Here is a 26,073-nt window from a genome sequence, read left to right as displayed (position 1 = left end):
GAAACTCCACTGCATGCCACGATCCTCCCGCAATCAGAGCACCCAGCGCTTTGCCATTCCATGGACACTTGTTGCCGGCTTTGGCGCGGCGGCACTGGCCACCCTGGTCATTGCCTTCGTCAATTTCAGGGCGTCTGAGACGCGAGGCCAGGCCGTGGTGGCCATGGACCGCACGACACTGGCCATGCGCCAGCTCAGCCAGCTCAATGCTTCGCTCAAGGACGCTGAGACCGGGCAGCGCGGTTTTCTGCTCACGGGCGACCCGGCCTACCTGCAGCCCTACCAGCAGGCACGCGATGTGCTGATGCAGCAGCTGGAGGCGCTCAAGGCGCGCACTTCCAATGACTCCGACCAGCACCGGCTGCTGGCGCAGATCGAGGAGATATCGGCCCAGAAGCTGCGCGAGCTGCAGGAGACCATAGACCTGCGCAAGTCCGGCGATCTGGACGCCGCCATGGCCCTGGTGCGCCTGGACGTGGGCAAGAACGCCATGGACCGGCTGCGCGAGCTGATCGACGACCTCTACACGCACCAGACACGGGAGCTGGCCCAGCGTCGCCAGCTGTGGGTGGAGGCATCCACCACCTCGACCTACTATTCCTGGGGCGGCTCCCTCATCCTGCTGGGCCTGATCCTGGCATCGGCCGCGCTGACGGTGCGCGAGTACCGCGTCAAGGCGCGCCAGTCGTGGGTGACGTCCGGTCTTTCCGGCCTGGGGCAGCAGTTGCAGGGAGACCACCGGCTGGAAGACCTGGGCCAGAAGGCGCTGGAGTACCTGGCCAACTATTTGCGTGCCGATGTGGGCGCCGGCTATGTGGTGGACTGCGCCGATGGCGGGTTGCGCCTGTTCGGCGGCTATGCCCTGCCGCGCGAGCGACTGCAGCAAAAGCTGCTGCCCGGCGAGGGGCTGGCGGGCCAGGCGGCCGCGTCGCGCAAGCTGCTGCATGTCAGCGATGTGCCTGCCCAGCATTTGCAGATTTCCTCGGGCACCGGCCAGTCCAGCCCCTTGCAGCTGATGCTGGTGCCCGCCATGGAAAACGGCGAAGTGTTCGCCGTGATCGAACTGGGCTTTCTGCGCCCCGTGGGCGAAGCCGAGCGCAGCCTGCTGGAGCGCGCCTCCGAATCGCTGGCCGTGGCCATTCGCTCGGGCCTGGACCGTTCGCGCCTGGAGACCTTGCTGGAGGAAACGCGCCGCCAGTCGGAAGAGCTGCAAGCCCAGCAGGAAGAGCTGCGCGTGAGCAACGAGGAGCTGGAGCAGCAAAGCCGCATCCTGCAGGAGTCGCAGACCCAGATGGAGCACCAGCAGACCGAGCTGGAGCAGACCAATGCCCACCTGGAAGAGCAGACCCAGCAGCTGGAGTACCAGCGCGAGCAGTTGCTGCGCGCCCAGGGCGCGCTGACCGACAAGGCCCGCGAGCTGGAGCTGGCCAGCCAGTACAAGAGCGAGTTCCTGGCCAATATGAGCCACGAACTGCGCACGCCGCTGAACTCCACCCTGATCCTGGCCAAGCTGCTGGCCGACAACAGGCCGGGCAATCTGCAGGCCGAGCAGATCAAGTACGCGCAGACCATCCACGCCGCAGGCAGCGACCTGCTGGCGCTGATCAACGACATCCTGGACCTGTCCAAGATCGAGGCCGGCCAGGTCACCGTGGTCGCCGAGCCCGTGACCATTGCCACGGCGCTGCAGACGCTGATGGAGCCGCTGCGCCCGATTGCCCGCGAAAAGGGCCTGGAGCTGACCTGGACGGTGGACCCGGGCGTGCCCGCCACCATGCAGACCGATCCCATGCGGCTGGCCCAGGTGCTCAAGAACCTGTTGTCCAACGCGCTCAAGTTCACGGCCAAGGGCTCGGTGGGCCTGCAGGTGTCCTGCGCGCCCCAGGGCATGCTGTCTTTCGCGGTGCGCGATACCGGCATCGGCATTGCCGAGCAGCAGCAGCAATTCATCTTCGATGCCTTCCGCCAGGCCGATGGCAGCACGCACCGCAAGTTCGGCGGCACGGGCCTGGGCCTGTCGATATCGCGTGATCTGGCGGGGCTGCTGGGCGGCACGCTGACCGTCTCCAGCACGCCTGGCCAGGGCAGCGTTTTCACACTGACCGTGCCCGTGAGCCTGGAGTCGGCCGAGTCCGGCCCGGCCACGGCCCCGACTGCCGCACCGCAGCCTCAGCCGCAGGGGCTGCGAGAGGCCTTGGCAGCGTCGTCCGTGCCCGTGCTCGCAACGGCCAACGTTGCGCCCGCCGCACCTGCGTTCGCGCCGCCCATGTCGCCTGCCATGGCACCTGCCGCGTCGGCGGCAACGGACGCCCTGCGCAAGAGGGGTCAGAGCGGGCGCCGCATCCTCGTGATCGAGGATGACCTGCGCTTCGCGGACATCCTGTCGGAGCTGGCACGCGAGATGGATTTCGAGTGCGACGTGGCCAATACGGCGTCCGACGGCCTGTCCATGGCGGCCGACAATCAGCCCAACGCCATCGTGCTCGATATCAACCTGCCCGATTTCTCGGGCCTGGGCGTGCTGGACCAGCTCAAGCGCAACCCGGCCACGCGCCACATTCCCGTGCACGTGGTCTCGGTCGCGGACTATTCGCAGGAAGCCATGGGGCGGGGTGCCGTCGGCTACGCGCTCAAGCCCGTCAAGCGCGAGGAACTGGTCCACGCCCTGCAGCGGCTGGAGGCCAAGTTCACCCAGGACCTGCGCCGCGTGCTGGTGGTGGAGGATGACGAGCGCCAGCGCGAGAGCGTGCGCCACCTGCTCAGCCGCAGCGATGTGGACATCGTCTGCGCGGGCACGGCGGCCGCCGCGCTGGATCATCTGCGCGGCTCCACATTCGACTGCATGGTGATGGACCTGAACCTGCCTGACATCAGCGGCTACGAGCTGCTGCAGCGCATGACGGACCAGGACGATGTTTCCTTCCCGCCTGTCATCGTCTACACGGGCCGGGCGCTGTCGCGCGATGAAGAGCAGCAGCTGCGGCGCTTTTCCAAGTCCATCATCATCAAGGACGCGCGCTCGCCCGAGCGCCTGCTCGACGAGGTCACGCTGTTCCTGCACCAGGTGGAGTCGGAGCTGTCGGCCGAGCACCGCCAGATGCTGCAGGTCGCGCGCAGCCGCGAGTCTGCGCTGGAAGGGCGCACGGTGCTGGTGGTGGAAGACGATGTGCGCAACGTGTTTGCGCTGTCCAGCATCCTGGAGCCCACAGGCATCCGCGTGGAGATCGCGCGCAACGGGCGCGAGGCGCTGGAGGCGCTGGAGTCTCGCGGCGCGGCGCAGGCCGGTATCGACCTGGTGCTGATGGACATCATGATGCCCGAGATGGATGGCTACACCGCCATGCGCGAGATCCGCAACCGGCCGCAATGGCGCCGCCTGCCCATCATCGCCCTGACCGCCAAGGCCATGAAGGACGACCAGGAGAAATGCCTGGCCGCCGGTGCCAACGACTACATCGCCAAACCGCTGGACGTGGAAAAGCTGCTGTCGCTGGTGCGGGTGTGGATGCCCAAGTAGCAAGGAGGACGCGATGCCTCAGCTGAAAAAAGCCCGCACCGCCGACATCGAGCAGCGCCTGCTGATCGACGCCATCTACCACCGCTACCACTACGACTTCCGGGGCTATGCCCAGGCCTCGCTCAAGCGGCGCCTGCAGACGGCCCTGGTGCAGTTCGGCTGCCAGACGCTGTCGCAGCTGCAGGACCGCGTATTGCATGATGCAAGCGTGTTCCCGGCGCTGCTGGAATACCTCACGGTCCAGGTCAGCGACATGTTCCGCGACCCGAGCTATTTCCGGGCGCTGCGCACCGAGGTGGTGCCGCTGCTGCGCACCTATCCCTCGCTCAAGGTCTGGGTGGCCGGCTGCAGCGCGGGCGAGGAGGTGTATTCGCTGGCCATCCTGCTGGAGGAGGAGGGCCTGCTGGACCGCACCCTGATCTATGCCACCGACATCAATCCGCATGCGCTGCGCGCGGCCGAGCAGGGCGTGTTCGACATGTCGCGCGTGGCGGCCTTCACCGACAACCATGCGCGCTCGGGCGGGCACAGCTCGCTGTCGCACTACTACACGGCGCGCTACGGCCGCGTGGTCTTCGACAAGGGGCTGCGCGAGCACATGGTGTTCTCCGACCACAGCCTGGCCACCGACAGCGTGTTCGCCGAAATGCACCTGGTGTCCTGCCGCAACGTGCTGATCTATTTCGAGCGCGAGCTGCAGGACCGGGCGCTGGGCCTGTTCCGCGATGCGCTGTGCCATCGCGGATTCCTGGGGCTGGGCTCCAAGGAGTCGCTGCGGTTTTCAGGGCATTCGGAGGCCTTCGAGGACTTCGTGCTCGAGGACCGCATCTACCGCAAGAAGGCCGGGCTGTGATGCCCGTGACCACGAACACACCCGCCTCCGACGCCGCCACAGCCTACGAGGCCATCGTGATCGGCGGCTCGGCCGGCGCGCTCGATGCGCTATCGGTGGTGCTGCCCGCGCTGCCGGCCAGCCTGCGCGCCTCGGTGCTGGTGGTGCTGCACCTGCCGCGCGATCGCCGCAGCCTGCTGGCCCAGCTCTTCGGCCCGCGCTGCGCCGTGCCGGTGCGCGAGGTGCAGGACCAGCAATGGATCGAGCCTGGGTGCCTGTACTTCGCCCCGGCCGACTATCACCTGCTGGTGGACAGCGGCCCCCGGCTGGCGCTGTCGCTGGATGCGCCCTGGCATTTTTCGCGGCCCTCCATCGACGTGCTGTTCGAGTCCGCTGCGGATTGCTATGGCGAGCGGCTGCTGGCGGTGCTGCTGTCCGGCGCCAATGACGACGGCGCGCAGGGCATGGCCAGCGTGCACGCCGCCGGTGGCCTGGCCGTGGTGCAGGCGCCCGACGGCGCCCGCATGCCCACCATGCCGCTGGCGGCGCTGGCCCGCGTGCCGCAGGCCCAGGCGCTGGCGCCCGAAGGCATTGCCTCCCTCATTGCATCGCTGCACCGCCAGGGAAGGCTTTGAATGTCCAGCCGGCACGCCCCCACAAGACTAAATACCGAGAGAGAATCCATGCCCCATACAGATCGCGTCAAATGCTTGATCGTCGATGACATCGCCGAGAACCTGATCGCCATCGAGGCGCTGCTGCAACGCGACGGCATCGAATTCCTCAAGGCCCAGTCCGGCCCCGAGGCGCTGGAGCTGCTGCTCAACCACAGCGACGTGGCCCTGGCCCTGCTGGATGTGCAGATGCCCGAGATGAACGGTTTCGAGCTGGCCGAGCTGATCCGCGGCAGCGAGCGCACGCGCCATATCCCGCTCATCTTCATGACGGCCGGCTCGCGCGAGCACAACTGGCAGTTCCGTGGCTATGAGAGCGGCGCCGTGGACTTCCTGTACAAGCCCATCGATCCCCACATGCTGACCACCAAGGCCAATGTGTTCTTCGAGCTGCACCAGCGCAAGCAGGCACTGGCCCATCAGCTGCAGGAACGCACCGAGGCGCTGCGCATCAACGAGATGTTCATGGCCGTGCTCAGCCACGACCTGCGCACGCCGCTGCAATCCATCAAGGCCGCCGCCACGTTGCTCACGCGCCAGCCCGATACGGGCAAGGTGGCCAGCATGGCCGAGCGCATGCTCAGCAGCAGCCAGCGCATGTCGCGCATGATCGAGGACCTGCTGGACGTCACCCGCATCCGCCAGGCGGAAGGCCTGCCGCTGTCACCGCGGCCTACCAGCTTGCAAGCGCTGCTGCAGCGCACGCTGCAGGAAGTGGAGACGGGTTTTCCGCAGCGGCGCCTGGACAGCGAGATGCTGGGCAATCTCGATGGCACCTGGGATGGCGAACGCCTGTGCCAGGTGCTCACCAATCTGGTGGGCAACGCCATGCACCATGGCGATCCGGCGCAGCCTGTGCAGGTGACGGCCGATGGCAGGCAGGACCATTGCGTGGTCATCACGGTGCGCAACGGCGGCACCATTCCTGCGGAGCTGATGCCTACCCTGTTCAACCCGTTTCGCGGAGGAGAGCGCAAGCCGGGCCAGCACCAGGGCCTGGGCCTGGGGCTTTTCATCGCGCACCAGATCGTGCGTTCGCACAACGGGCGCATCGATGTGCACTCCGCCGATGGCGTGACCAGCTTCAGGGTGGAGTTGCCGCGCGAGATGGCAGCGGGAGGCTCCAAGGCCGTGCTGTGACGGCGGGAGCCGATGGACCGGCAGGCCGGTCTCGGGAAAATGGGCTCAGTGGACGGGCCTGGTGTGCAGCGCTTCCTGTATGGAGTCCAGCAGCGTTTCCAGGTCCTCGATCTCGAAGGGCTTGAGCAAGGTCCGCACCTGGGGACCCCAGGCGGCCGGGTAGGGCCCCAGATCGTAGCCGGAGCACAGGATGATCCAGCGCTGCGCATCGGCCTGCAGCAGCTGCCGCGCCAGATCGGTGCCGGACAGGCCCGGCAGACTGACATCGGAGACCACCACGTCGAAAGGCTGGCCCGCATCCAGTTCCAGGGCCTGTTCGGCAGTGGCGCAACTGGTCACGAAACGGGATTCGCTCTCCATCAGCAGGCCAATGGTTTCTCGCAGGTCGGCATTGTCTTCAACGTACAGGATTCGCATATCTCTTTGTTGCAGTGCGTCATGCTGCTATCAAAAAGGCAGCATGGACGAGGGCTGATCATCCACACCCGCCGCCCTCCATCACGTAGGACAGCATGCAAACTTGGTCGACGGTTGCCTTCTGTGCGTGCCAGGCGGTGGATTGTGCAATACAAAGGCAAGTCCCACGAACGGCCTGTGCGATCTCAAGTCCGGGCAGTGGGCAGGGGATCCAGCACATGCCTTTGCACGGGCAGGAATTCACCGGCCTGCCGCGAATAGTCCCAGCGCGTGAGCTGCCGGCGCCAGTCCTGGCCTGTGGCGCCATCCCGATGCTCCAGGGTGAACAGGCTGTTGGGCGCATGGGCGCGCAGCCGCACCGAGACCGCGGTGCCCGCCTGCGCTGCCCACAGCCCGGGCAGGGGCTGGACCAGGCCGGGGTCATGCCCATGGCCCGAGAGCACCAGTTGCGCTCCGGCATCGCGCCAGCGGGCCAGGGCCTGCGCGGCGCGGTGAGGACGGTGGCTGCGGTCCTCTTCGTGGGCCGCAGCCAGCGGGTGGTGGCTGACGACGATGCGCCAGTCGGCGGGGCTGGCCTGCTCCAGGCGCTGCGCCACGTGCAGGATCTGCCCGGCCGACAGGCTGCCGCGCTGGTGGCGCCACCAGCGTGTGGTGTCCACGCCGATCACGCAAAAGCCTGGCACGGCGCACCAGGGCTGCAGTTCGGAATCGATCCAGCGCACATAGCGGTCGTGGGCGTGGCCACCCAGCCGTTCCCACCAGGCGAGCAGCGGCAGATCGTGGTTGCCGGGCACCACCAGTCGCCGGGGCACGGAAAGGCTGTCGAGAAACTCCCGCGCCTGGGCAAATTGCGCGGCCGTGGCGCGCTGGGTCAGGTCGCCGGAGACCACCAGCAGCGTTACCGGCAGCCGGGCCGCCAGTCTGGCCACGGCGGCGCATACGGCCTGATCGTGGGCGCCGAAATGCAGGTCCGACAAATGCATGAGCAAGGCCATGGGCGCTCCTTGTTCCTCATTCGGCGGTCAGGAGGAGGCGGGCTCTGCCGGGGCAGGCACCACCAGCCACAGCGGCTTCTCGCCCAGGCGAAAGCGGATGGGCGGTGCCATCCATTCGCGTTCGCCATCGAAGGCCACCTTCATGCGGCGAGGACGCCGTCCTGCTGGCTCCGCCACCAGCTCGGTACAGGCCAGGCTGGCGACGGCATCGTCCTGGGCCAGCCGTCCCATTACCGCATTCCAGACCACGCGCGCCGGGGCTTCGCTGGCCTGGGGCAGCAGCAGCACGGCGGCCAGATGCCGGCCATCGGCCACGGCGCGGGCCTCGTCAATCCCCACGCGCTCCAGCTGCAGCGGGTTGTTGCCGACGAACAGGGTGGTGGCCAGGTGCTCCTGCTGCTGCAACGGCGCATCCCGGTCGGGGCGCAGGGCCACGCGCCAGCGGCGCACGCTGCCGCCGCGCAGGATGCTCCAGATGGAGGCGGCAATGGCCACCAGCCGGGTGCGGCCGAAGCGGGTGGACGCGCGTTCGCGTTCGTCGAGCAGGCGGGGGTACAGGCCCAGGCTGGCGTTCACCAGGAAAAGCCGTTCGTTGACCAGGCCCACGTTCACGGCCCGCATCTGGCCGGCCTGCAGCGCCTGGAGAATGTCCTGCACGGCCTGGGCGGGCTCCAGTGACAGCGCCTGCTCGCGGGCGAAGTAGTTGAAGGTGCCCAGCGGCACCACGCCCATGGGCACGCCACGCGACCAGGCAGCCGAGGCCACGGCATTGATGGTGCCGTCACCGCCGGCGGCCACGACCAGGCCGCCGTCCCTGCGTGCACTGTCCACGGCGCTGGCGGCCAACTGCACGATGTCGGCCCTTGCGCCCGGCACATGCCAATGCACGCTGCGCTGCTGCAGCGCCGGCACGCCGGTCAGGCGGGCGCGCAGCTGCTCCAGGTCGGCGCCGGGGCGCAGCGGCACGATCAGGTGGATGGGGCCGGCGGGATCAAGCCTGGGCGGCTGGTTGTCGCAAGATGAGGGCGTCATGGAAGGAAGCGGGCTGGAACAGGCGCCGATTGTTCCGTGGATGGCACCTGCCGGTGCACCGGATCATGCAAGCGGTGCGCGTCAGCCAAAGCCGACAGTCTGCGGGCTGCTGACTGTACCGGCTCACTCGCGCCAGGGGGCGCGGTAGTCCAGCATCTGCGCCAGCGGCACGGGCCGCTCGAACAGATAGCCCTGCGCATGCTCGCAGCCGAGCTCGTGCAGCAGCTGCGCCTGGGCCTGTTCTTCCACACCTTCGGCGACCACCTTGACGCCAAAGCCCTGGGCAATGCGCAGCACGGCGGTCACGATGGCCTTGTCGGACTCGGAGGCCGGCAACTGGCCCACAAAGCTCTGGTCGATCTTGATGCAGTCAAAGCGCAGGCGGCTCAGGTAGGCCAGGGACGAGTAGCCGGTGCCGAAGTCGTCGATGGCGATCTTCACGCCCAGCGCGCGGATGGCGGCAATGCGCTGCAGCGTGGCGTCGCTGTCGTCCAGCAGCATGGACTCCGTCAGCTCCAGGGTCAGCACCCGGGCGGGCAGGCCGCTGGTGGCCAGCGCCTGCTCCAGCGTGCAGGCGAAGTCGGACTGGATCAGCTCGCGTGCCGACATGTTGACGTGCAGCTCGAAGTCGGCCGGCAGGTGCGCAAGGTGCAGGGCAATATCGTGCGCCGCCGTGCGCAGCACCCATTCGCCGACGCTCAGGATCAGGTCCGACTCCTCGGCCACCGGGATGAACACGCCCGGCGGCACCCTGCCGCGCGTCGGGCTTTCCCAGCGCACCAGGGCCTCGGCACCCACCATGCGGCCCGTGGCCAGATCCACCACGGGCTGGTAGAAAACGCGCAGTTCGTTGCGCTCCAGCGCCTGGCGCAATTCCATGGCCAATTGGGTGCGGCCCAGCATTTTCTGCGCCAGGCTGGGCTCGAACAGCAGGAAGGGGTGCGAGCCGCGCTGCGCCTCACCCAGCGCAATGCTGGCGTTGCGCAGCCACTCGGGCAGCGCGCCCGGCAGCAGCTCGCCGCTGACGGCGCCCGCGCAGGCGCGCAGCACGATGTCGTCCTTGCCCACGGAAAATGGCTGGTCGAAGATCTCCAGCAGATGGCGGCATTTGTCCTGTACCTGCAGCGGCGTGCACTCGTGCAGCCACAGCACGGCGAATTCATTGCTGGCCGTGCGCGCCAGCAGGGCCGGAAATTGCAGATGGTGGTTGAGCAGCCTCTCTGCCACGGCCCGCAGCAACTGCTCGCCCGTGCCATGGCCCACATCGTCGCGCACGCTGCGGAAGTTCTGCAGCTCCAGCAGGCACAGCGCGGCAGGGACGGGCGCGCCGGCGTTGGCGGCCGCGTCGGCCCGCTCGATCAGGCCGGCGCGCGTGAGCAGCTGCGTCAGGCTGTCGTACTGCAGCAGGGTGCGCATGTGCTCGAAGGATTCCTGCAGCCGCTGCGCCATGTTGTGGAATGCCGAGACCAGGGACGAGGTTTCCACCACGGACGTGTCCGGCAGCGCCTTCACCGCGCTCCAGTCACCCTGGGCCAGGCGGTTGGCCGCGTCGGCCGTCACGGCCAGGGGGCGCAGCGCCCTGCGCAGGCACCACAGGCCCAGCGCCAGCCCCAGCAAGGCCAGGCCGAAAGCCAGGAAAAGGGTCTGGCGGCTGTCCTCCCGCATGCTGCTGACCAGATCGGACTCGGGCTGCAGCACCAGGATCCGCCAGTCGATGCCGCGCACATCGTGGAAGGGGGTGACCTGCCCGTGGTAGATCTGGCCCTGCTCCGTGAAGCTCAGGTTGATGACACGGTCAGGGCCTGTCCGGGCTGGCGTCGAGCCCTCGCGCGCATGCCCGGGCAGGTGCTCGGGAAGCCGGGCTGCCAGCGAGCGCAGCGCCAGGTCGGGGCTTTCGGACAGGCGCAGGCGCACGGGCGGGTCGTAGGGGCCTTCGCGGCGTTTCAGCACCGACAGCTCGGAGGAGTGCGCCACCATGTAGCCCTGCGCATCGACCACGGCGATATGGCCATTGCCGCGCAGGGGCTCGTCGCGCAGAAAGCGGTTCATGCTGCTCAGCCGCACATCGGCGGCCAGCACGCCGGCCAACTGGCCGGACACACGCACCGCAGTGGCTGCGGAAATCGTGGCATCACCCCGGTCCCCCGTCACCGTGTAGATGGGCGACCAGTGCGGGCCGTCTTCGCGAATGGCGGGCTGGTACCAGGGACGCACGCGGGGGTCGTAGCCGGCAAGGCTGGACATGGGCGGGCCCGGCTGCAGTCCCTCGAAAATCTGCAAGGTTCCCTGAGTGCTGCGGTCCTGAAGAATCAGGCGGTAGTGGCCATCGGGCTCCAGCCGCACCCCCGTGTATTCGCCTTGCACGCCTCCAAAGCTCAACAGGCTGATCTGGTGGTGCTGGGCATAGAGCTCGGTGAATGAGCGTGTCAGATAGCCATAGATGGGCCGCAGGTCTCCGGGGGTGTAAAGCGCCTGCCGGGCCACGGTCTCGGCCAGGGCCTGCTGCACGCGCAGCGGAGTCTCCAGATAGTCGGCCAATTGGTGGCGCGTGGTGGTGGACAGGGAGTCGAGCAGCCGCAGGCTTTCGCGATTGATGAGCTGGTCCACCTGGCGCTGCTGCCAAGCCGCCAATAGCCCGGCCGTGACCACAAACACCGCAATGAAGGGGGCCGTGACTGCCGTGCGAAGTGAGAGCCGAAAGGCGGGCATGCAGAGGTTTCCGTAGCGTGCGCCGGGCAGCCAAGGGCCGGGTCTGCCTGCGACAGCGGCCATTGTGCAGTGCCTCGGCAGCCTTTCGCGGCAGCGGTCGCCCCTGTGCAGGAGCTCTCCTATGGGTGATAGGAAAAATTGTCGATAAACAATTTTCAGTAGAAAAAATGAATACTGAACGGTCATTTGCAGCAACGCAAAGGCATGGTCAGTGCGTCTGCAATGCCTTCCATTGCGGCACTCCTTTTACATATCCGTTTACAAATTGATCTTCATTACATGTAGACATCACATGTAATGGTCGCTATGGTGTCCGCATGGAACAAAAGACATCAGCCCACTACCAGCGTCTGCACCGGCAACGGCTGCGCGAGCAGGGGCTGGTGAAAAAGGAGGTCTGGATTCTTCCAGAGTACGGTGCTGCATTGCAGCAATTGGAAAAGCAAATGCGCGTGTCCGGCTTGCAACCGGATTCAATGGTTCTCATCCACAAGGAGGGCAGCATGGACAACAGCAGACAGGCATATCGGGATATTCACGCCTTGGCGGGCGACCTGCAGCAATCAACGCTGGTGCAGGGCGGCCGGCTCCATATCGAGGTGCTTGAAGGCGCGGACGCCAGTCTGCTCATCAGCCTGCCCGAATTCGGCGATCTGCCGGTCCACGTGGCCCTGTCGGGCGACCAGCTCGTGGTGGAGGCCTTTCTCTGGCCCGCCGACCAGGTGCACGACCGCGCCGGCCTCAACGAGCAGATGCTGCGCCTGCAAAAGCTGTTTCCCTTCACCACCATGGCGCTGGAACCCCAGGCCCATGGCGGCGAGGGCTATGTGATGTTCGCCGCCCTGCATGCCAGCAGCAGCGAGGGCGACATCATTGCCGAAATCCTCACCCTGGCCGACAGCGTCATCCAGGCCACCGAGGCGCTGGCCCACTATCTGACCCCTGCGCCGGTGCCCGCGCCAGTGCAGGCCTGAAGCCTGCCCGTTGAAGACACTGAGCCCCAAGGAGATCATCATGACCATCTGGAACAAGCTGGTGACCGCGTTGCGCGGCGCAGCGCACGAGGCCGGCGAGGCGGTGACAGACAGCCAGGCCCTGCGCATCCTGGACCAGGAAATCCGCGATGCCGACAGCGACCTGAACAAGTCCAAGGAAGCGCTGGCCGACATCATGGCCAAGCAAAAGCTGGCGGCCGGCAAGCTCAAGCAGACCCAGGAACGCATTGCCGAGTACGAGGGCTATGCCGTCAAGGCGCTGGACACCAGTGACGAGGCGCTGGCGCTGGAAGTGGCCGGCAAGGTCTCCGTGCTGGAGACGCAGCGCGACGAGGAGCAATCCCAGCTGGATGCCTACACGCAAAGCGTGGAGCAGCTGCGCGTGGCCATACAGACGGCGCAGACGCATATCAAGCGCCTCAAGCAGCAGGCCGACACCGTCAAGGCCACGGAAAGCGTGCAGCGCGCCCAGGCCACGGTGGCCGGCCGCTATGCAGGATCGCAGACGCGCGTGCAAAGCGCGCTGGATTCGCTGGAACGCATCAAGCAAAAGCAGGCCGAGCGCGGTGCGCGCATGGAAAGCGCGGCCGAGCTGGCGCGCGACAGCAGCGAAGACGCGCTGGATGCCAAGCTGCGTGCCGCCGGCATCACGACCCAGGCGGGCAATGCGCAATCGGTGCTGGAACGCCTGAAGGCGCAGCGCGCAGCCGCTGGCGGAAAAAGCGCTTGATGCGCGGCCGTGGTCCGGGCAGGCCGCGTCGTGCCCGCCGTCCTGGCTGCCGGGTTTGAAGGGAGGAGATAAAACATGTCTGCATTCCTGCAATACGCGTTCGGCTTTCCGACCTTCATCTTCGGCGCCTTGCTGCTGTTCATGCTGCTGTACTGGCTGATCGCCATGCTGGGCCTGCTGGAGGTGGACTCGCTGGACCACTGGGTGCTGTTCGACGGCAGCGACCATGCGCACGGTGTGGAGCATTCGGCCAGCGCGCTGGCCGGGCTGCTGCTCAAGGTGGGCCTGGGCGGCATTCCGCTCACGGTCATCCTCACCGCGCTGTTCCTGCTGTCCTGGCTGGCTTCCTATGTGCTGTGCCATTTCGTGCCCATGCCCCAGGGCTGGACCCTGGTGAACCTGCTGACCGGCACCTTGGTGGCCGTGGCGGCTGCCGTGCTGGGCTTTGCCGCCACGGTGCTGGTGCTGCGCCCGCTGCGGGGCATCGTCAACAAGGTGGCGCCTGCAGAGGAGCCCAAGGTGCTGCTGGGCCGCACCGGCCTGGTGCGCAGCGCCGTGGTGGACGGCACGCAGGGCTACGGCAGCGTGGAGGACGGCGGCGCCGGCCTGAACGTGCAGATGCGCTCGCCCGAGCGCGCACTGGGCCGGGGCACCGAGATCGTGCTCATCGAGCACCTGCCCGAGCACAACGCCTGGCGCGTGGTCAGCAAGGCCGAGTTCGACGGCACCGAGCTGCCGCGCTAGCTCCAGGAATTTCCAGGAATTCCTTCCTATTCGTTCCCATTGATTCCCATTGGCCCGGGCGCCCGTGCGGCGGGCGCGGCCTTTGCGTTTTTCAGCGTTTTCACAGATAGCAATTCACAGGGGAGATTCGCATGAACATGAGCAACATGGAGTGGTACATCGTCGCCGGGGTGGTGATCGGTTCCGTCTTCGTCGTCATCCTCGGGCTGTTCGCCCTGGTCAAGGCCTTCTACATCAAGGTCCCGCAGGGCACGGCGCTGATCATCAACGACACCACCTCGCAGCCCAAGGTCAAGTTCACGGGCGGCCTGGTGCTGCCGGTGATCCACAAGAAGGAATTCATGCAGATCTCGCTGCTGACGCTGGAGATCGACCGGCGCGGCAAGGAAGGCCTGATCTGCCGCGACAACATGCGCGCCGACATCACCGTGGCCTTCTACCTGCGCGTCAATGAAACGGCCGAGGACGTGCTCAAGGTGGCCAAGGCCATCGGCGTGGACCGGGCCTCGGACAAGACGGCCGTCAACGACCTGTTCAACGCCAAGTTCTCCGAGGCGCTCAAGACCGTGGGCAAGCAGATCGAGTTCGTGAAGCTGTTCGAGAACCGCCAGGATTTCCGCGACCAGATCATCCATGTCATCGGCAACGACCTCAACGGCTATGTGCTGGAGGACGTGGCCATCGACTACCTGGAGCAGACTCCCAAGTCCTCGCTGGACCCCAACAACATCCTGGATGCCGAAGGCATCCGCAAGATCACCGAGCTGACGGCCAACCAGAACATCGTCACCAACGAGCTCGAGCGCAACTCCGACCTGGCCATCACCAAGAAGAACGTGGAGACCAAGGAAGCCATGCTGGCGCTGGAGCGCCAGCAGGCCGACGCCGAGGCCCGCCAAAAGCGCGAGATCGCCACCATCCAGGCCCGCGAGCAGGCCGAGACCCAGAAGGTGCAGGAAGAAGAGCGGCTGAAGGCCGAGCAGGCCCGCATCCAGACCCAGGAGCAGCTGGACATCCGCGAGGAAAATCGCCAGCGCGAAGTGGCCGTGGCCCAGCAAAACCGTGAGCGTGCGGTGGTGATCGAGGTCGAGAAGGTCACGCGCGCCAAGGAGCTGGAGATCGTGGCCCGCCAGCGCGAGGTGGAGCTGCAGCGCATCGAGAAGGAAAAGGCCATCGAGGTCGAGAAGGCCAACATCGCCAACGTGGTGCGCGAGCGCGTGGTGGTGGAAAAGTCCGTGGCCCAGGAAGAGGAACGCATCAAGGAAGTGCGCGTGGTCTCCGAGGCCGAGCGCATGAAGCAGGTCACCGTGCTGACTGCCCAGGCCCAGGCCGAGGAAGACCTGGTGCGCCAGGTCAAGAAGGCGGAGGCCGAAGAGGCCGCCTCGCGCCACAAGGCCGTGGAAGTCACGACCATGGCCCAGGCCGAGCTGGAGGCGGCCAGCAAGACCGCCGAGGCCAAGAAGAAGCTGGCCGAGGCCATCGAGGTCGAGCGCGCCGCGCCCGGCCTGGCCGATGCCAAGGTGCGCGAAGTCACGGCCGCCGCCCTGGAAAAGGAAGGCCTGGCGCAGGCCAGGGTGATCGCCGAGAAGATGATGGCCGAAGCCAAGGGCCAGCAGGAAAAGGGCCTGGCCGAGGCACGCGTCATCGAGGCCACGGCCGACGCCAACGAAAAGCAGGGCCTGGCCGATGCCAAGGTGCTGGAAGAACGCCTGCTGGCCCAGGCGCGCGGCGAGGCCCAGGTGGGCGCGACCAAGGCCTTGGTCACCCGCGACGTGGGCACGTCCGAGGCCGATGTGTTGCGCGACAAGCTCTTCGCCGAGGCCAAGGGCCTGACCGAGAAGTTCACCGCGCTGGCCTCGCTGTCCGACCAGGCGCGCTCGCATGAGGAGTTCCGCATGCAGCTGGAGAAGAATTTCGAGCAGGCGCTGGCCGCTATCGAAGCCAACAAGAGCGTGGCCAAGGACCAGTCCGAGGTGCTGTCGGCCGCGCTCAGCAAGGCCAACATCGACATCGTGGGGGGCGAGGGCGCCTTCTTCGACAACTTCGCCAAGGCGCTGTCCGTGGGCAAGGCCGTGGAAGGCGTGGCGGGCAAGAGCCCCATCGTGCAGGACCTGATCAGCAAGTTCCTCAGCGGCAAGGGCGGCGCATCGCTGCTCAACGCGCTGGGCGACGGCAAGGGCCTGCCGCCCACGCCGAGGGTCGACTGAACGGTCGATTCAACGGCCGCCTGAACGGGGCGGCCGCCCGGCCGCTCCCTCCACCGGCTGCCCAGCCTCCCGCATCCGCCTTCGTCTTCGCCTGCCCGCCCGTCTGCCGGCCGGCGGGGAAAGGCGTGAATGGTCCCTGACACGCGAAAGCCCGTGACGCCCATGTCCCAACCGTCCCCATCGTCCACACCGTCCTCACCGCCCCTCTCTCCCGACACTGCCGCCTCCGCCGTGGACCAGGCAGTCGCCAGCGGCGGCTCCTACGAAGTGCTGGCCAAGCGCCTGGACGGCCAGGGGCAGGCGCTGGAGGCGCTGGTGCGCCAGCTCAACGAGGCGCGGCTGGAGGAATTCGGCCGCAGCCAGATGGAAGTCATCGGGCGCATGCGCGTGCGCACCGAAAACAACTGCCTGGGCCGCGACATCGCCCAGGTCGGCGGCTACCTGCTGTTCGGCTACAACGTCTTCATGGGCCTGAAGCAGTCCACGCGCGTGGAAGACGTGTTCGGCCTGTACCGCCTGCACGAGGGAGAGCAGGGCTACGAGGTCACTCCCGTGGACCTCAAGGACAGTTTCCTGGGCATACAGAGCTTCGTGCAGGACTTCCAGGAGCTGTACGCCTACTACAAGAACACGCGGCTGATGCAGCTGGCCGTGCGCGACGGCAAGCTGCTGGCGAGCTTCCAGATCGGCGAGCGCCTGTCCGATGTGCGCGTGTTCCGCTGGTCCGTGCCCGTGGACGGCCAGCCCATACGCTACATAGACAACCGCGGCGAGCGCGACATCGAACTGCCTGCGCCCCATGACTTCGAATGGCAGCGCGCCGGGCGCGAGCAACTGGTGCAGGGGCGCCACCCGCACATCAACGTGCTGGACAAGGTCTTCGTCGAGACCCTGGGCGGCACGCTGACCATCAAGGTCGAGAACAACACCAACGACGGACTGGGCATCTACAGCGAGCCCGTGCAGGAGAAGAACCAGTCGCTGGACGACGCCGTGTTCGAGTACGCCGCCGTCGGCAGCCTGATCCTGCTGAAGATCCTGCCCTACCGCGAAGAGCAGTGGCGCTACCTGATCTTCAACACCGTCTCCCGCCAGGTGCTGCGCATGGATGCCATCGGCGCGGCCTGCATCCAGCTGCCGCAGGACCACGGCATCATCTTCCCGGGCGGCTACTACCTGCAAAGCGGGGAGAACCGCTCGTTCGAGCAGAACATGCAGGGCATGCGCTACCGGCGCAGCATCCGATCGCCCAACGGCGAGGACGTGCTCTACGTGTTCTACGAGCCCGAGAGCGGGCGCATGGCGCTGTTCAAGTACAACCTGATCGAGCGCGCCCTGCAGCCGCCCATCATCGGCCACGGCCATGCGCGCATGGACGACGGGCGCATCGTCATCTTCGCGGCCGAGAGCAACGAAGCCTCGCGCGTGCACCCCATGCAGGTCTGGCGCACGCCCTTCGCCTCGGACGACTACGCGGCGCGCCAGCCGCAGCGCGACAGCTTCCTGGGCCGCATAGGCAATGCCGAGCTGGTCAGCGGCATCTCGGACCTGTACAGCGTGCGCAAGGAAATCGCGGCCACCGAGGTCTCGCTGCCGCGCTACGAGCGCCTGATCGACGCCGCGCGCCGCCTGTTCGAGCGCTACCACTGGCTGGGCGCGCCGCAGCTCAAGGGGGTGCACGAGACCCTGCTGGGCATCGTCGCCACGGGTGATGCGGTCATCGACGAGTACGAAAAGGTCGAGAGCATCCGCAATGCCTCGGCCAAGGCCATGGGCGAGGTGTCCGGCCGCCATGGCCGGTTGCTCAAGCAGTTGCGCCTGGCGGACTGGAAGGGCATTGGCGAATACGTGGATGCGCTCACCCAGCTGGGCCAGCTGCGCGGCCAGCTCATGGCCACGCGCGACCTGCGCTATGTGGACCAGGCCGCCATCGACACCATGGTGCAGGGCGTCAACGAGGCCCAGGCCGATGTCTCCCAGCGCACGGCCGCCTTCATTGCCACCGACGAGGCCATGCAGCCCTATGCCGAGCAGCTGCAGGCGCTGGACCAGGCTGCGCAGGCGGCAGCCACGGTGGCCCAGATCAACGAGCCGCTGGCGCGCATGGCCGACATGGCGGCCGCGCTGGACATGCTGTCCGAGCTGATGGGCAGCCTGTCCATCGACGACGCCACGCAGCGCACCCAGGTGGTGGACCGCATCTCGGCCGTCTATGCGCGCCTGAACCAGGTGCGTGCACGCGCCGAGCAGCGCAGGTCTGGCCTGGGCGGCGCCGAGAACGTGGCCCAGTTCGCGGCCCAGCTGGCGCTGTTCTCGCAAAGCATCGTCAGTGCCCTGGGCCTGGCGCAGACGCCCGAGAAATGCGACGAGCAGCTGGCGCGTCTGATGGTGCAGCTGGAGGAAATCGAAAGCCGCTTCGGCGAGCACGAGCAGTTCCTTGGCGACATCATGGCCAAGCGCGAGGAGGTGCTGGAGAGCTTCGAGGCGCGCCGCCAGTCGCTGCAGGACGAGCGCCAGCGCAAGGCGCAGGGCGTGCTGGACGCGGCCCTGCGCATCGTGCAGAGCCTGCCCAAGCGCACCGAGAAACTGGCCAGTGCCGACGCGCTGCATGCGTTCTTTGCAGGCGATCCGCTGATCGGCAAGCTCAAGGAGCTGTCCCAGCGCCTGCGAGAGCAACTGCACGACCCGGTCAAGGCCGACGATATCGACGGCCGCGTCAAGAACCTGCGCGACCAGGCGTTTCGCGCGCTGCAGGACCGCAGCGAGCTGTACGAAGGCGGCGGCGCCATCATTCGCCTGGGCCGCCACCGCTTCAGCGTGGGCAACCAGGAACTGGACCTGACCCTGCTGCCGCGCAACGGCGCATTGTTCCTGCACCTGGTCGGCACCGAGTATTTCGAGCCCGTGGACAATCCCGAGCTGGCCGCTTTGCAGGCCTACTGGGATGCCTCCACGCCGGCCGAATCGGCAGACTTCTATCGCGGTGAATACCTGGCCCTGGAAGTGGTGCAGGCCGCACGCCAGCGCCGCGACGGCTGGAGCGAGGCCCGGCTGGCCCAGCTGCTGCCCGACGAGGCGGCGCTGACCCAGGCCATCCGCGAATTCTCCGCGCCGCGCTACCGCGAAGGCTATGAGCGCGGTATCCACGACCATGATGCGGCCCGCATCCTGCAGGTGCTGCTGCCCCTGCGCGATGCCGCCGGCGTGCTGCGCTTTGCGCCCCACGCCCGTGCGCTGGCCCTGCTGTTCTGGAGCGCACATGCCCAGGTGCAGCAGCCGCAGCTGGCTGCCGCCATGGCGCAGTGGCCGCTGCGCGCCCAGCAGGCCCAGGCCATGCAGCAGATGTTCGGCAGCGAGGCCGAGCAGCTGAGCCTGCGCGCCGACATTGCCGAGCGCCTGCGCGCCTATGCCGACGAGCGGGGCCTGCTGCGCGACCTGCTGCCAGGACAGGCGGCGCCCGCAGACAGCGATATCGACAGCCTCATCCACGGCGCCGCCGACTACCTGCAGGCCGAGCTGGCGCAAAAGGCCGTGCGCTTTTCCTTCTCCAGCTACAGCCAGTCGGCCATTGCCGCACTGCAGTCCGCCGTGCAGCAGCAGGCCCAGCCGCTGCAGCGCTGGGAGGAAATGCAGGTCTACTGGCAGGGCGAGGACCGGCACGACAAGCCTTTGGCGCCGCTGGACCAGCGCTGGCGCAGCGCGCTGCACTGGCTGCAGACCGCCTGCCGCGCGCTGGACGACGGGCAAGGGCAGGCCTGGCTGGCCTATTGCGGCGAAGCCGCCGCCTGGCTGTGCTGCGCCGGCCCACTGCCCTGCAAGGTCAGCAATGTGGACCTGCGCCATGAAGTGCCGGGCCTGCTGGGCCAGCATCCGCGCATTGCGGACGGCCGCATGTGGCTGCAGATCGACGACCTGGGCCAGCGCGCCGCGCGCCATTTCCGCAGCTTTGTCCCCGAATTCGGCCGCTACCAGGCGCTGCGCCAGCAGCTGCTGCAGGACTGGCGCTCGCGCGTGCGGGTGGATGAATTCAAGGCCCGGCCGCTGTCGTCCTTTGTGCGCAACCGGCTCATCAACGAGATCTACCTGCCCGTGATCGGCGACAACCTGGCCAAGCAGATCGGCGTGGCCGGCGAGAACAAGCGCACCGACCAGATGGGCCTGCTGATGATGATCTCGCCGCCCGGCTACGGCAAGACCACGCTGATGGAGTACGTGGCCAACCGCCTGGGCCTGATCTTCATGAAGATCAACGGCCCGGCGCTGGGCCACTCCGTGCGCTCGCTGGACCCGGCCCAGGCGCCGGACGCCACGGCGGCCAAGGAGCTGGAAAAGCTCAACCTGGCGCTGGAGATGGCCAACAACGTGATGCTGTACATCGACGACATACAGCACACGCACCCCGAGTTCCTGCAGAAATTCATCTCGCTGTCGGACGGCACGCGCCGCATCGAGGGCGTGTGGAAGGGCCAGACCCGCACCCACGACATGCGCGGCAAGCGCTTTTGCGTGGTCATGTCGGGCAATCCGTACACCGAGTCGGGGGAGGTCTTCAAGATCCCCGACATGCTGGCCAACCGTGCCGACATCTACAACCTGGGCGATGTGCTGGGCGGCATGCAGGAGGTGTTCAAGCTCAGCTACATCGAAAACAGCATGACCTCGAACGCTGTGCTGGCGCCGATGGCCACGCGCAGCCTGCAGGACCTGTACCTGCTGCTGGACAAGGCGCAGGGCAGGGATGTCTCGGGCAACGCGCTGTCGCACGACTATTCATCGGCCGAACTGCGCGAGATCGAGGCCGTGCTGGCCCGCATGGTGCAGGTGCGCGAGCTGGTGTTCAAGGTCAACCAGCAGTACATCCAGAGCGCCGCGCAGGACGACGGCTACCGCACCGAGCCGGCCTTCCGGCTGCAGGGCAGCTACCGCAACATGAACAAGCTGGCCGAAAAAATCACCCCGGTGATGAACGACCAGGAAATGCAGCAGATGCTGGCCGACCACTACCAGGGCGAAGCGCAGATGCTGACCACGGGCGCCGAGGAGAACCTGCTCAAGCTCGCCGAGCTGCGCGGGCAGATGAGCGACGAGGACAGCGCCCGCTGGCAGCAGATACGCCAGCAGTTCCTGCGCCGCCAGGCCGCAGGCGGCGCCAATGCCGACGCCGCCACGCGCGTGACGGCGCAGCTGGTCGACCTGGTCGCCGCCACGCGCGAGGTGGCCCAGTCGGTGGCCCAGCCCCAGCAGCAGGCGATGCAGGAAGGCGCCGCCGAACAGTCCCAGCTCCTGCAAGCGCTGCAGGCACTGCTGGCCCGGCTGCTGCAGACGCAAAGCGCCGCAGGCGACTCGCTGCACGGCATACGCGAGCTGATGGCGCAAAGGGCGGCCAGCGAGCCCGCCAGCACCCAGGCCGGCACCCCGTCGGAGGTGCAGGCCGCCCAGGACCGTCAGGCCCTGGTTCACATGCTGGGCCAACTGCTGACCCGGTCGCTGGCCCAGTCCCTGGAACCCGTGGTCACGCACCTGGACCAGGCCCGCCGACAGCAGCTGGGCCTGCACCGCGTGCTGATGCAGGTGGCCACGCGCATGCAGGAGCAGATCGACGCCCAGCGCGCGGGCCGTCCCGTGCCGGCTGCGGGCGCCATACGCTCCGAGGAAATCGACAAGGCCTTCGAGCGCATGCAGCGCGGCGACATGCCGCCTGCGGCCTAGGCGCTGCGCCGGGGCCGGGGCAGGGCCCATCGGCAAAGGCTGGGGCGCCTTGCTGGCGCTGCCTTTGCATGGGCCGGGGGCCCTCGCACGTCTGCATGCGCTGATCCGTCATCGGACAACCCGATGTCCCGGACGTTGGACCATCACCTACAACCCGGGGCGCGTCCCGAACCGATGCTTGGTGTGGCGTGTTCGCAGCAGTGTGCACGCCCCACGAAGAGCCAACACGATGGACGCCCCATGGAACACAACCCCCAGCTTTCCGTTTCGCGCAGGGACCTGCTGATTGCAGGTGCCTCCACGGCTGCGGCAACGGCCGTGCCCCGATCGGCCGGCGCGCAAGTGCAGCCTCCCTCCATCCCCGAAGGGGTCCAACTGCCCGTCACCCTGCAGGTGAACGGCCAGGAACACCGCCTGGACCTGGACACCCGCACCACGCTGCTCGACGCCCTGCGCGAGCATCTGCACCTGACCGGCACTAAGAAAGGCTGCGACCATGGCCAGTGCGGGGCCTGCACGGTGCTGGTGAATGGCCGGCGGGTGGTGTCCTGCCTGAGCCTGGCCGTGATGAACCAGGGCGCCGCCGTGACCACCATCGAAGGCCTGGGCACGCCGCAATCCCCGCACGCCATGCAGGCCGCCTTCGTGCGGCATGACGGATTCCAGTGCGGCTACTGCACGCCGGGGCAGATCTGCTCTGCCGTGGGCATGCTCGACGAGATCCGGCAAGGCATGCCCAGCCATGCCAGCGAAGACATCGTGGCCCAGCCCCTGGTGTCGGCCCATGAACTGCGTGAACGCATGAGCGGCAACCTGTGCCGCTGCGGGGCGTATTCCAACATCGTCGATGCCATCACCGAAGTGGCAGGGGAGGGGCGGACATGATTGCCTTCACCTACGAACGCGTCCAATCCCCCGCGCAGGCTGCCGCCGCCGTGGCGGCCCGGCCGGGCGCCCGCTTCATCGCCGGGGGCACGAATCTGCTGGACCTGATGAAGCTGCAGATAGAAACCCCCGTGCATCTGGTCGATGTCAACGGCACCGGCATGGATACCGTGGAACCCACCGCGCAGGGCGGGCTGCGCATAGGCGCGCTGGTGCGCAACAGCGACCTGGCCGCCCATGCGCGCGTGCGGCGTGACTACGGCGTGCTGACGCGCGCCCTGGTGGCCGGCGCCTCGGGCCAGCTGCGCAACATGGCCACCACAGGCGGCAATCTGCTGCAGCGCACGCGCTGCCCGTATTTCTACGACACCAATATGCCGTGCAACAAGCGTGTGCCGGGCAGCGGCTGTTCGGCCATTGCCGGCGTGAGCCGCCAGCATGCGGTGATCGGCGGCAGCGAGGCCTGCATTGCCACCCACCCCAGCGACATGGCCGTGGCGCTGCGCGCGCTGGACGCCACGGTGGAAACCATCCAGGCCGACGGCAAGGCCCGCGTCATCCCCATTGCCGACTTCCACCGGCTGCCCGGCAGCACGCCGCATGTAGAGACGGCCTTGCAGGCCGGCGAACTGATCACCTCCGTCACCCTGCCGCCGCCGCCAGGCGGCACGCACATCTATCACAAGGTGCGTGACCGCGCCTCCTATGCCTTTGCGCTGGTGTCGGTGGCCGCCATCGTGCAGCGCGACGGCAGCGGGCGCGTGGCCCTGGGCGGCGTGGCGCACAAGCCCTGGCGAGTGGAGGCGGCCGAAGCGTTGATGCCGCAGGGCGCCAAGGCCGTTGCCGACCGCCTGCTGGCGGGCGCCCGGCCCACGCAGGACAACGCCTTCAAACTCACGCTGGCCGAACGCACGCTCGCCGCCGTGCTGCATCAGGCAAGGAACTGACGCTATGAAATTCGACACCCCCGCAACGGTCAATCCCATTGACCAGCTCAAGATCATCGGCCAGCCGATGAACCGCATCGACGGCCTGCTCAAGACCACCGGCACGGCGCCGTATGCCTATGAACGGCATGACGTGGTCCAGCACCCGGCCTATGGCTATGTGGTGGGCTCGGCCATCGCCAAGGGCCGCATCCGCAGCATCGGGCTGGCGCAGGCAAGCCGCGCGCCCGGCGTGCTCGCCATCGTCACGGCACAGACCGCTGGCAAGCTGGGCCAGGGCAAGATGAACACCGCACCGCTGCTGGCAGGCCCCCAGGTGGCCCACTACCACCAGGCCGTGGCCCTGGTGGTGGCGGAAACCTTCGAGCAGGCGCGCGCTGCCGCGCAATTGGTCCGTGTGGACTACGAGCCCGTGGCTGGCGCCTATGACCTGGCCAAGGCCAGGGACTCCGCCGTGCCACCCGACAGCATCAATGGCGATGCGCCGGACACGGCCATTGGCGATTTCGACGGCGCCTTCGCCTCTGCCCCCGTGAAGGTGGACGCCACATACACCACGCCAGACCAGTCGCACGCCATGATGGAGCCCCATGCCACGCTGGCCGCATGGAAGGGCGACCAGCTCACGGTATGGACCTCGAACCAGATGATTGCCTGGGGGCAGGGCGAGCTGGCAAAGACGCTGGGCATTCCCAAGGACAAGGTGCGCCTGGTCTCGCCATTCATTGGCGGCGGTTTTGGCGGCAAGCTGTTCCTGCGGGCCGATGCACTGCTGGCCGCGCTGGGGGCCCGCGCGGCAGGCCGGCCCGTCAAGGTCGCACTGCAGCGCACGCTGATGGCCAACAACACCACGCACCGCCCGGCCACCATCCAGCGTGTGCGCATCGCGGCGGGGCAGGACGGCAGGATCACCGCCATCGGCCACGAAAGCTGGTCGGGCGATCAGCCCGGAGGATCGGCGGACGGTGCCGTGGACCAGACCCGCCGCATGTATGCCGGCACCCATCGCATGACCGCCACCCGCCTGGCCGTGCTGGACCTGCCCGAGGCCAATGCCATGCGCGCCCCCGGCGAAGCCACGGGGCACATGGCCCTGGAAGTTGCCATGGACGAGCTGGCGGAAAAGCTCGGCATCGATCCCGTGGAGCTGCGCATCCGCAATGACACCCAGGTGGTGCCGGACAGCGGCAAGAAGCCGCAACCCAAGGCCAAGGAGGGCCCCCCTGCCCAGGAGCACAAGCCGTTTTCCCGCCGTGAGTTCGTGCAGTGCCTGCGCACTGGCGCCGAGCGGTTCGGATGGAGCCAGCGCAATCCCCAGCCGGCCCAACGGCGCGAAGGGCGCTGGCTGATCGGCCTGGGCATGGCCGGCGCCTACCGTGGCGCGCCTGTCATGAAGTCCGCCGCCCGCGTGCGCCTGGACAGGCAGGGCATGCTCACCGTGGAAACCGACATGACCGACATCGGCACGGGCAGCTACACCATCATTGCCCAAACGGCGGCCGAGATGCTGGGCCTGCCGCTGCAGCAGGTGCGCGTGCGGCTGGGCGATTCCGGCTTTCCCGTGTCTGCCGGTTCGGGCGGGCAATGGGGTGCGGCCAGTGCCACCTCCGGCGTCTATGCCGCCTGCCTGAAGCTGCGCGAGGCCGTGGCGCGCAAGCTGGGCATGGACCCGGGGACGGCCGAATTCGCGGATGGGCATGTGCAGGCGGGCGGCAAGCGCCGGGCCCTGGCCAGCGCTGCCGGAGACGGCGACCTGACGGCCGAGGATGCCATCGAATTCGGCGTGCTCGACAAGAAGATGCAGCAGTCCACCTTTGGCGCCCACTTCGTGGAGGTCGCCGTGGACGCATTCACCGCCGAGGTCCGCGTGCGCCGCATGCTGGCCGTTTGCGCGGCCGGCCGCATCCTCAATCCCAAGACTGCCCGCAGCCAGGTCATCGGCGCCATGACCATGGGCGTGGGAGCGGCCCTGATGGAAGAGCTGGCCGTGGACACGCGCCTGGGCTTGTTCGTCAACCACGACCTGGCGGGCTATGAGGTGCCCGTGCATGCCGACATCCCGCACCAGGAAGTGATCTTTCTGGACGAGGTCGATCCCATGGCCTCGCCCATGAAGGCCAAGGGTGTGGGCGAGCTGGGCATCTGCGGCGTAAGCGCAGCCATTGCCAACGCCATCCACAACGCCACCGGCGTGCGGGTGCGCGACTACCCGATCACGCTGGACAAGCTGCTGGCAGGATTGGGGAGGCTGGCATGAGAGGGCACTGCACCTGAGGCAGCCCGCTCAGGCCCTGGATTCTTGATGAACGAAGGCCGGTCACCTCTGGGTGGCCGGCCTTTTTGCATGTAGCCATCAATAGAACGCATAGCTTGCGCGTCCGTCGGCATTGGCCTGGAGAGGCTGGCGTGGAGATACTTTTTGCACTGGGAAATGTCGGCGCTGTGCGCTCCGAACGCAGGCCACCCCCAGTTTCCCCACAACAGAACCTGGCCTGGGTGCAAAGCGCCTGCAAGGGCAAAGAGACAACCTGCTCCGACAA

Annotated in this window: 16 protein-coding genes; 12 read left to right on the top strand and 4 right to left on the bottom strand. The window is 67.4% G+C overall.

Annotated elements, in window-relative coordinates; genetic code table 11:
* Window positions 1-13: 13 nt before the first annotated feature.
* The 4 genes from AC5I49_RS04650 to AC5I49_RS04635 are packed head-to-tail and all read left to right on the top strand — an operon-like array spanning window position 14 to window position 6,163.
* Window positions 14-3,517, top strand: a complete 3,504-nt coding sequence (locus tag AC5I49_RS04650) for a response regulator (protein WP_017407004.1) — start codon at window positions 14-16, stop codon at window positions 3,515-3,517.
* Between the two features lie 13 nt (window positions 3,518-3,530).
* A complete protein-coding gene (locus AC5I49_RS04645) occupies window positions 3,531-4,370 on the top strand; it encodes a CheR family methyltransferase (protein ID WP_074923196.1) in 840 nt (279 codons plus the stop codon).
* Window positions 4,370-4,984 carry a chemotaxis protein CheB gene (locus AC5I49_RS04640; RefSeq protein WP_016446969.1) on the top strand — a complete coding sequence of 205 codons (615 nt, stop codon included), beginning with the start codon at window positions 4,370-4,372 and terminating at the stop codon, window positions 4,982-4,984. Before AC5I49_RS04645 ends, AC5I49_RS04640 begins: the two co-directional genes overlap by 1 nt.
* 48 nt (window positions 4,985-5,032) lie before the next feature.
* A complete protein-coding gene (locus AC5I49_RS04635; protein WP_016446968.1) occupies window positions 5,033-6,163 on the top strand; it encodes a hybrid sensor histidine kinase/response regulator in 1,131 nt (376 codons plus the stop codon).
* Window positions 6,164-6,208: 45 nt separating this feature from the next.
* Here AC5I49_RS04635 and AC5I49_RS04630 read toward each other — a convergent pair whose 3' ends face one another.
* From AC5I49_RS04630 to AC5I49_RS04615, 4 genes are all read right to left on the bottom strand, one after another.
* Window positions 6,209-6,580 (bottom strand): response regulator, encoded by a 372-nt coding sequence (locus AC5I49_RS04630; RefSeq protein WP_016446967.1) that lies wholly within the window; start codon window positions 6,578-6,580, stop codon window positions 6,209-6,211.
* Window positions 6,581-6,765: 185 nt separating this feature from the next.
* Window positions 6,766-7,575 carry a metallophosphoesterase family protein gene (locus AC5I49_RS04625; RefSeq protein ID WP_016453389.1) on the bottom strand — a complete coding sequence of 270 codons (810 nt, stop codon included), beginning with the start codon at window positions 7,573-7,575 and terminating at the stop codon, window positions 6,766-6,768.
* Between the two features lie 27 nt (window positions 7,576-7,602).
* Window positions 7,603-8,607, bottom strand: a complete 1,005-nt coding sequence (locus AC5I49_RS04620) for a diacylglycerol/lipid kinase family protein (RefSeq protein ID WP_016446965.1) — start codon at window positions 8,605-8,607, stop codon at window positions 7,603-7,605.
* Window positions 8,608-8,730: 123 nt separating this feature from the next.
* Window positions 8,731-11,316, bottom strand: a complete 2,586-nt coding sequence (locus AC5I49_RS04615; protein ID WP_495788910.1) for a bifunctional diguanylate cyclase/phosphodiesterase — start codon at window positions 11,314-11,316, stop codon at window positions 8,731-8,733.
* Window positions 11,317-11,819: 503 nt separating this feature from the next.
* Between AC5I49_RS04615 and AC5I49_RS04610 the strand changes: the two genes are divergently transcribed.
* The 8 genes from AC5I49_RS04610 to paoC all read left to right on the top strand — a co-directional run bounded on the left by AC5I49_RS04610 (window position 11,820) and on the right by paoC (window position 25,790).
* Window positions 11,820-12,290, top strand: coding sequence for a YjfI family protein (locus AC5I49_RS04610; RefSeq protein WP_223275219.1), 471 nt, complete (start codon window positions 11,820-11,822; stop codon window positions 12,288-12,290).
* Window positions 12,291-12,330: 40 nt separating this feature from the next.
* Window positions 12,331-13,041: a PspA/IM30 family protein gene (locus AC5I49_RS04605; RefSeq protein ID WP_061287883.1), complete on the top strand. Its 711-nt coding sequence runs from the start codon at window positions 12,331-12,333 to the stop codon at window positions 13,039-13,041.
* 75 nt (window positions 13,042-13,116) lie between these two features.
* Window positions 13,117-13,785, top strand: coding sequence for a hypothetical protein (locus tag AC5I49_RS04600; protein WP_016446961.1), 669 nt, complete (start codon window positions 13,117-13,119; stop codon window positions 13,783-13,785).
* 131 nt (window positions 13,786-13,916) lie between these two features.
* A complete protein-coding gene (locus tag AC5I49_RS04595; RefSeq protein WP_338500716.1) occupies window positions 13,917-15,992 on the top strand; it encodes a flotillin family protein in 2,076 nt (691 codons plus the stop codon).
* A gap of 162 nt (window positions 15,993-16,154) precedes the next feature.
* Complete coding sequence (locus AC5I49_RS04590) at window positions 16,155-21,701, top strand: DNA repair ATPase (protein WP_495788909.1); 5,547 nt, start codon at window positions 16,155-16,157, stop codon at window positions 21,699-21,701.
* A 240-nt stretch (window positions 21,702-21,941) separates the two neighbouring features.
* A complete protein-coding gene (gene paoA / locus AC5I49_RS04585) occupies window positions 21,942-22,586 on the top strand; it encodes an aldehyde dehydrogenase iron-sulfur subunit PaoA (RefSeq protein ID WP_197943447.1) in 645 nt (214 codons plus the stop codon).
* Entirely contained in the window at window positions 22,583-23,533 is a 951-nt protein-coding gene (locus tag AC5I49_RS04580) for an FAD binding domain-containing protein (protein ID WP_495788908.1), read from the top strand. Before paoA ends, AC5I49_RS04580 begins: the two co-directional genes overlap by 4 nt.
* A gap of 4 nt (window positions 23,534-23,537) precedes the next feature.
* Window positions 23,538-25,790: an aldehyde oxidoreductase molybdenum-binding subunit PaoC gene (gene paoC / locus AC5I49_RS04575; protein WP_495788907.1), complete on the top strand. Its 2,253-nt coding sequence runs from the start codon at window positions 23,538-23,540 to the stop codon at window positions 25,788-25,790.
* The last annotated feature ends 283 nt before the right edge of the window (window positions 25,791-26,073 follow it).

This window comes from Delftia sp. (assembly GCF_059499305.1).
The sequence above is the reverse complement of the archived record's forward strand: the minus strand, read 5'-3'. Positions and strand labels throughout refer to the sequence as shown.

Coding starts and splice junctions, on each gene's coding strand:
- AC5I49_RS04630 (WP_016446967.1), bottom strand. CDS start 6,580: ATGCGAATCCTGTACGTTGAAGACAATGCCGACCTGCGAGAAACCATT.
- AC5I49_RS04640 (WP_016446969.1), top strand. CDS start 4,370: ATGCCCGTGACCACGAACACACCCGCCTCCGACGCCGCCACAGCCTAC.
- AC5I49_RS04620 (WP_016446965.1), bottom strand. CDS start 8,607: ATGACGCCCTCATCTTGCGACAACCAGCCGCCCAGGCTTGATCCCGCC.
- AC5I49_RS04580 (WP_495788908.1), top strand. CDS start 22,583: ATGATTGCCTTCACCTACGAACGCGTCCAATCCCCCGCGCAGGCTGCC.
- AC5I49_RS04600 (WP_016446961.1), top strand. CDS start 13,117: ATGTCTGCATTCCTGCAATACGCGTTCGGCTTTCCGACCTTCATCTTC.
- paoA (WP_197943447.1), top strand. CDS start 21,942: ATGGAACACAACCCCCAGCTTTCCGTTTCGCGCAGGGACCTGCTGATT.
- AC5I49_RS04645 (WP_074923196.1), top strand. CDS start 3,531: ATGCCTCAGCTGAAAAAAGCCCGCACCGCCGACATCGAGCAGCGCCTG.
- AC5I49_RS04635 (WP_016446968.1), top strand. CDS start 5,033: ATGCCCCATACAGATCGCGTCAAATGCTTGATCGTCGATGACATCGCC.
- AC5I49_RS04610 (WP_223275219.1), top strand. CDS start 11,820: ATGGACAACAGCAGACAGGCATATCGGGATATTCACGCCTTGGCGGGC.
- AC5I49_RS04650 (WP_017407004.1), top strand. CDS start 14: ATGCCACGATCCTCCCGCAATCAGAGCACCCAGCGCTTTGCCATTCCA.
- AC5I49_RS04605 (WP_061287883.1), top strand. CDS start 12,331: ATGACCATCTGGAACAAGCTGGTGACCGCGTTGCGCGGCGCAGCGCAC.
- AC5I49_RS04595 (WP_338500716.1), top strand. CDS start 13,917: ATGAACATGAGCAACATGGAGTGGTACATCGTCGCCGGGGTGGTGATC.
- AC5I49_RS04625 (WP_016453389.1), bottom strand. CDS start 7,575: ATGGCCTTGCTCATGCATTTGTCGGACCTGCATTTCGGCGCCCACGAT.
- AC5I49_RS04615 (WP_495788910.1), bottom strand. CDS start 11,316: ATGCCCGCCTTTCGGCTCTCACTTCGCACGGCAGTCACGGCCCCCTTC.
- paoC (WP_495788907.1), top strand. CDS start 23,538: ATGAAATTCGACACCCCCGCAACGGTCAATCCCATTGACCAGCTCAAG.
- AC5I49_RS04590 (WP_495788909.1), top strand. CDS start 16,155: ATGTCCCAACCGTCCCCATCGTCCACACCGTCCTCACCGCCCCTCTCT.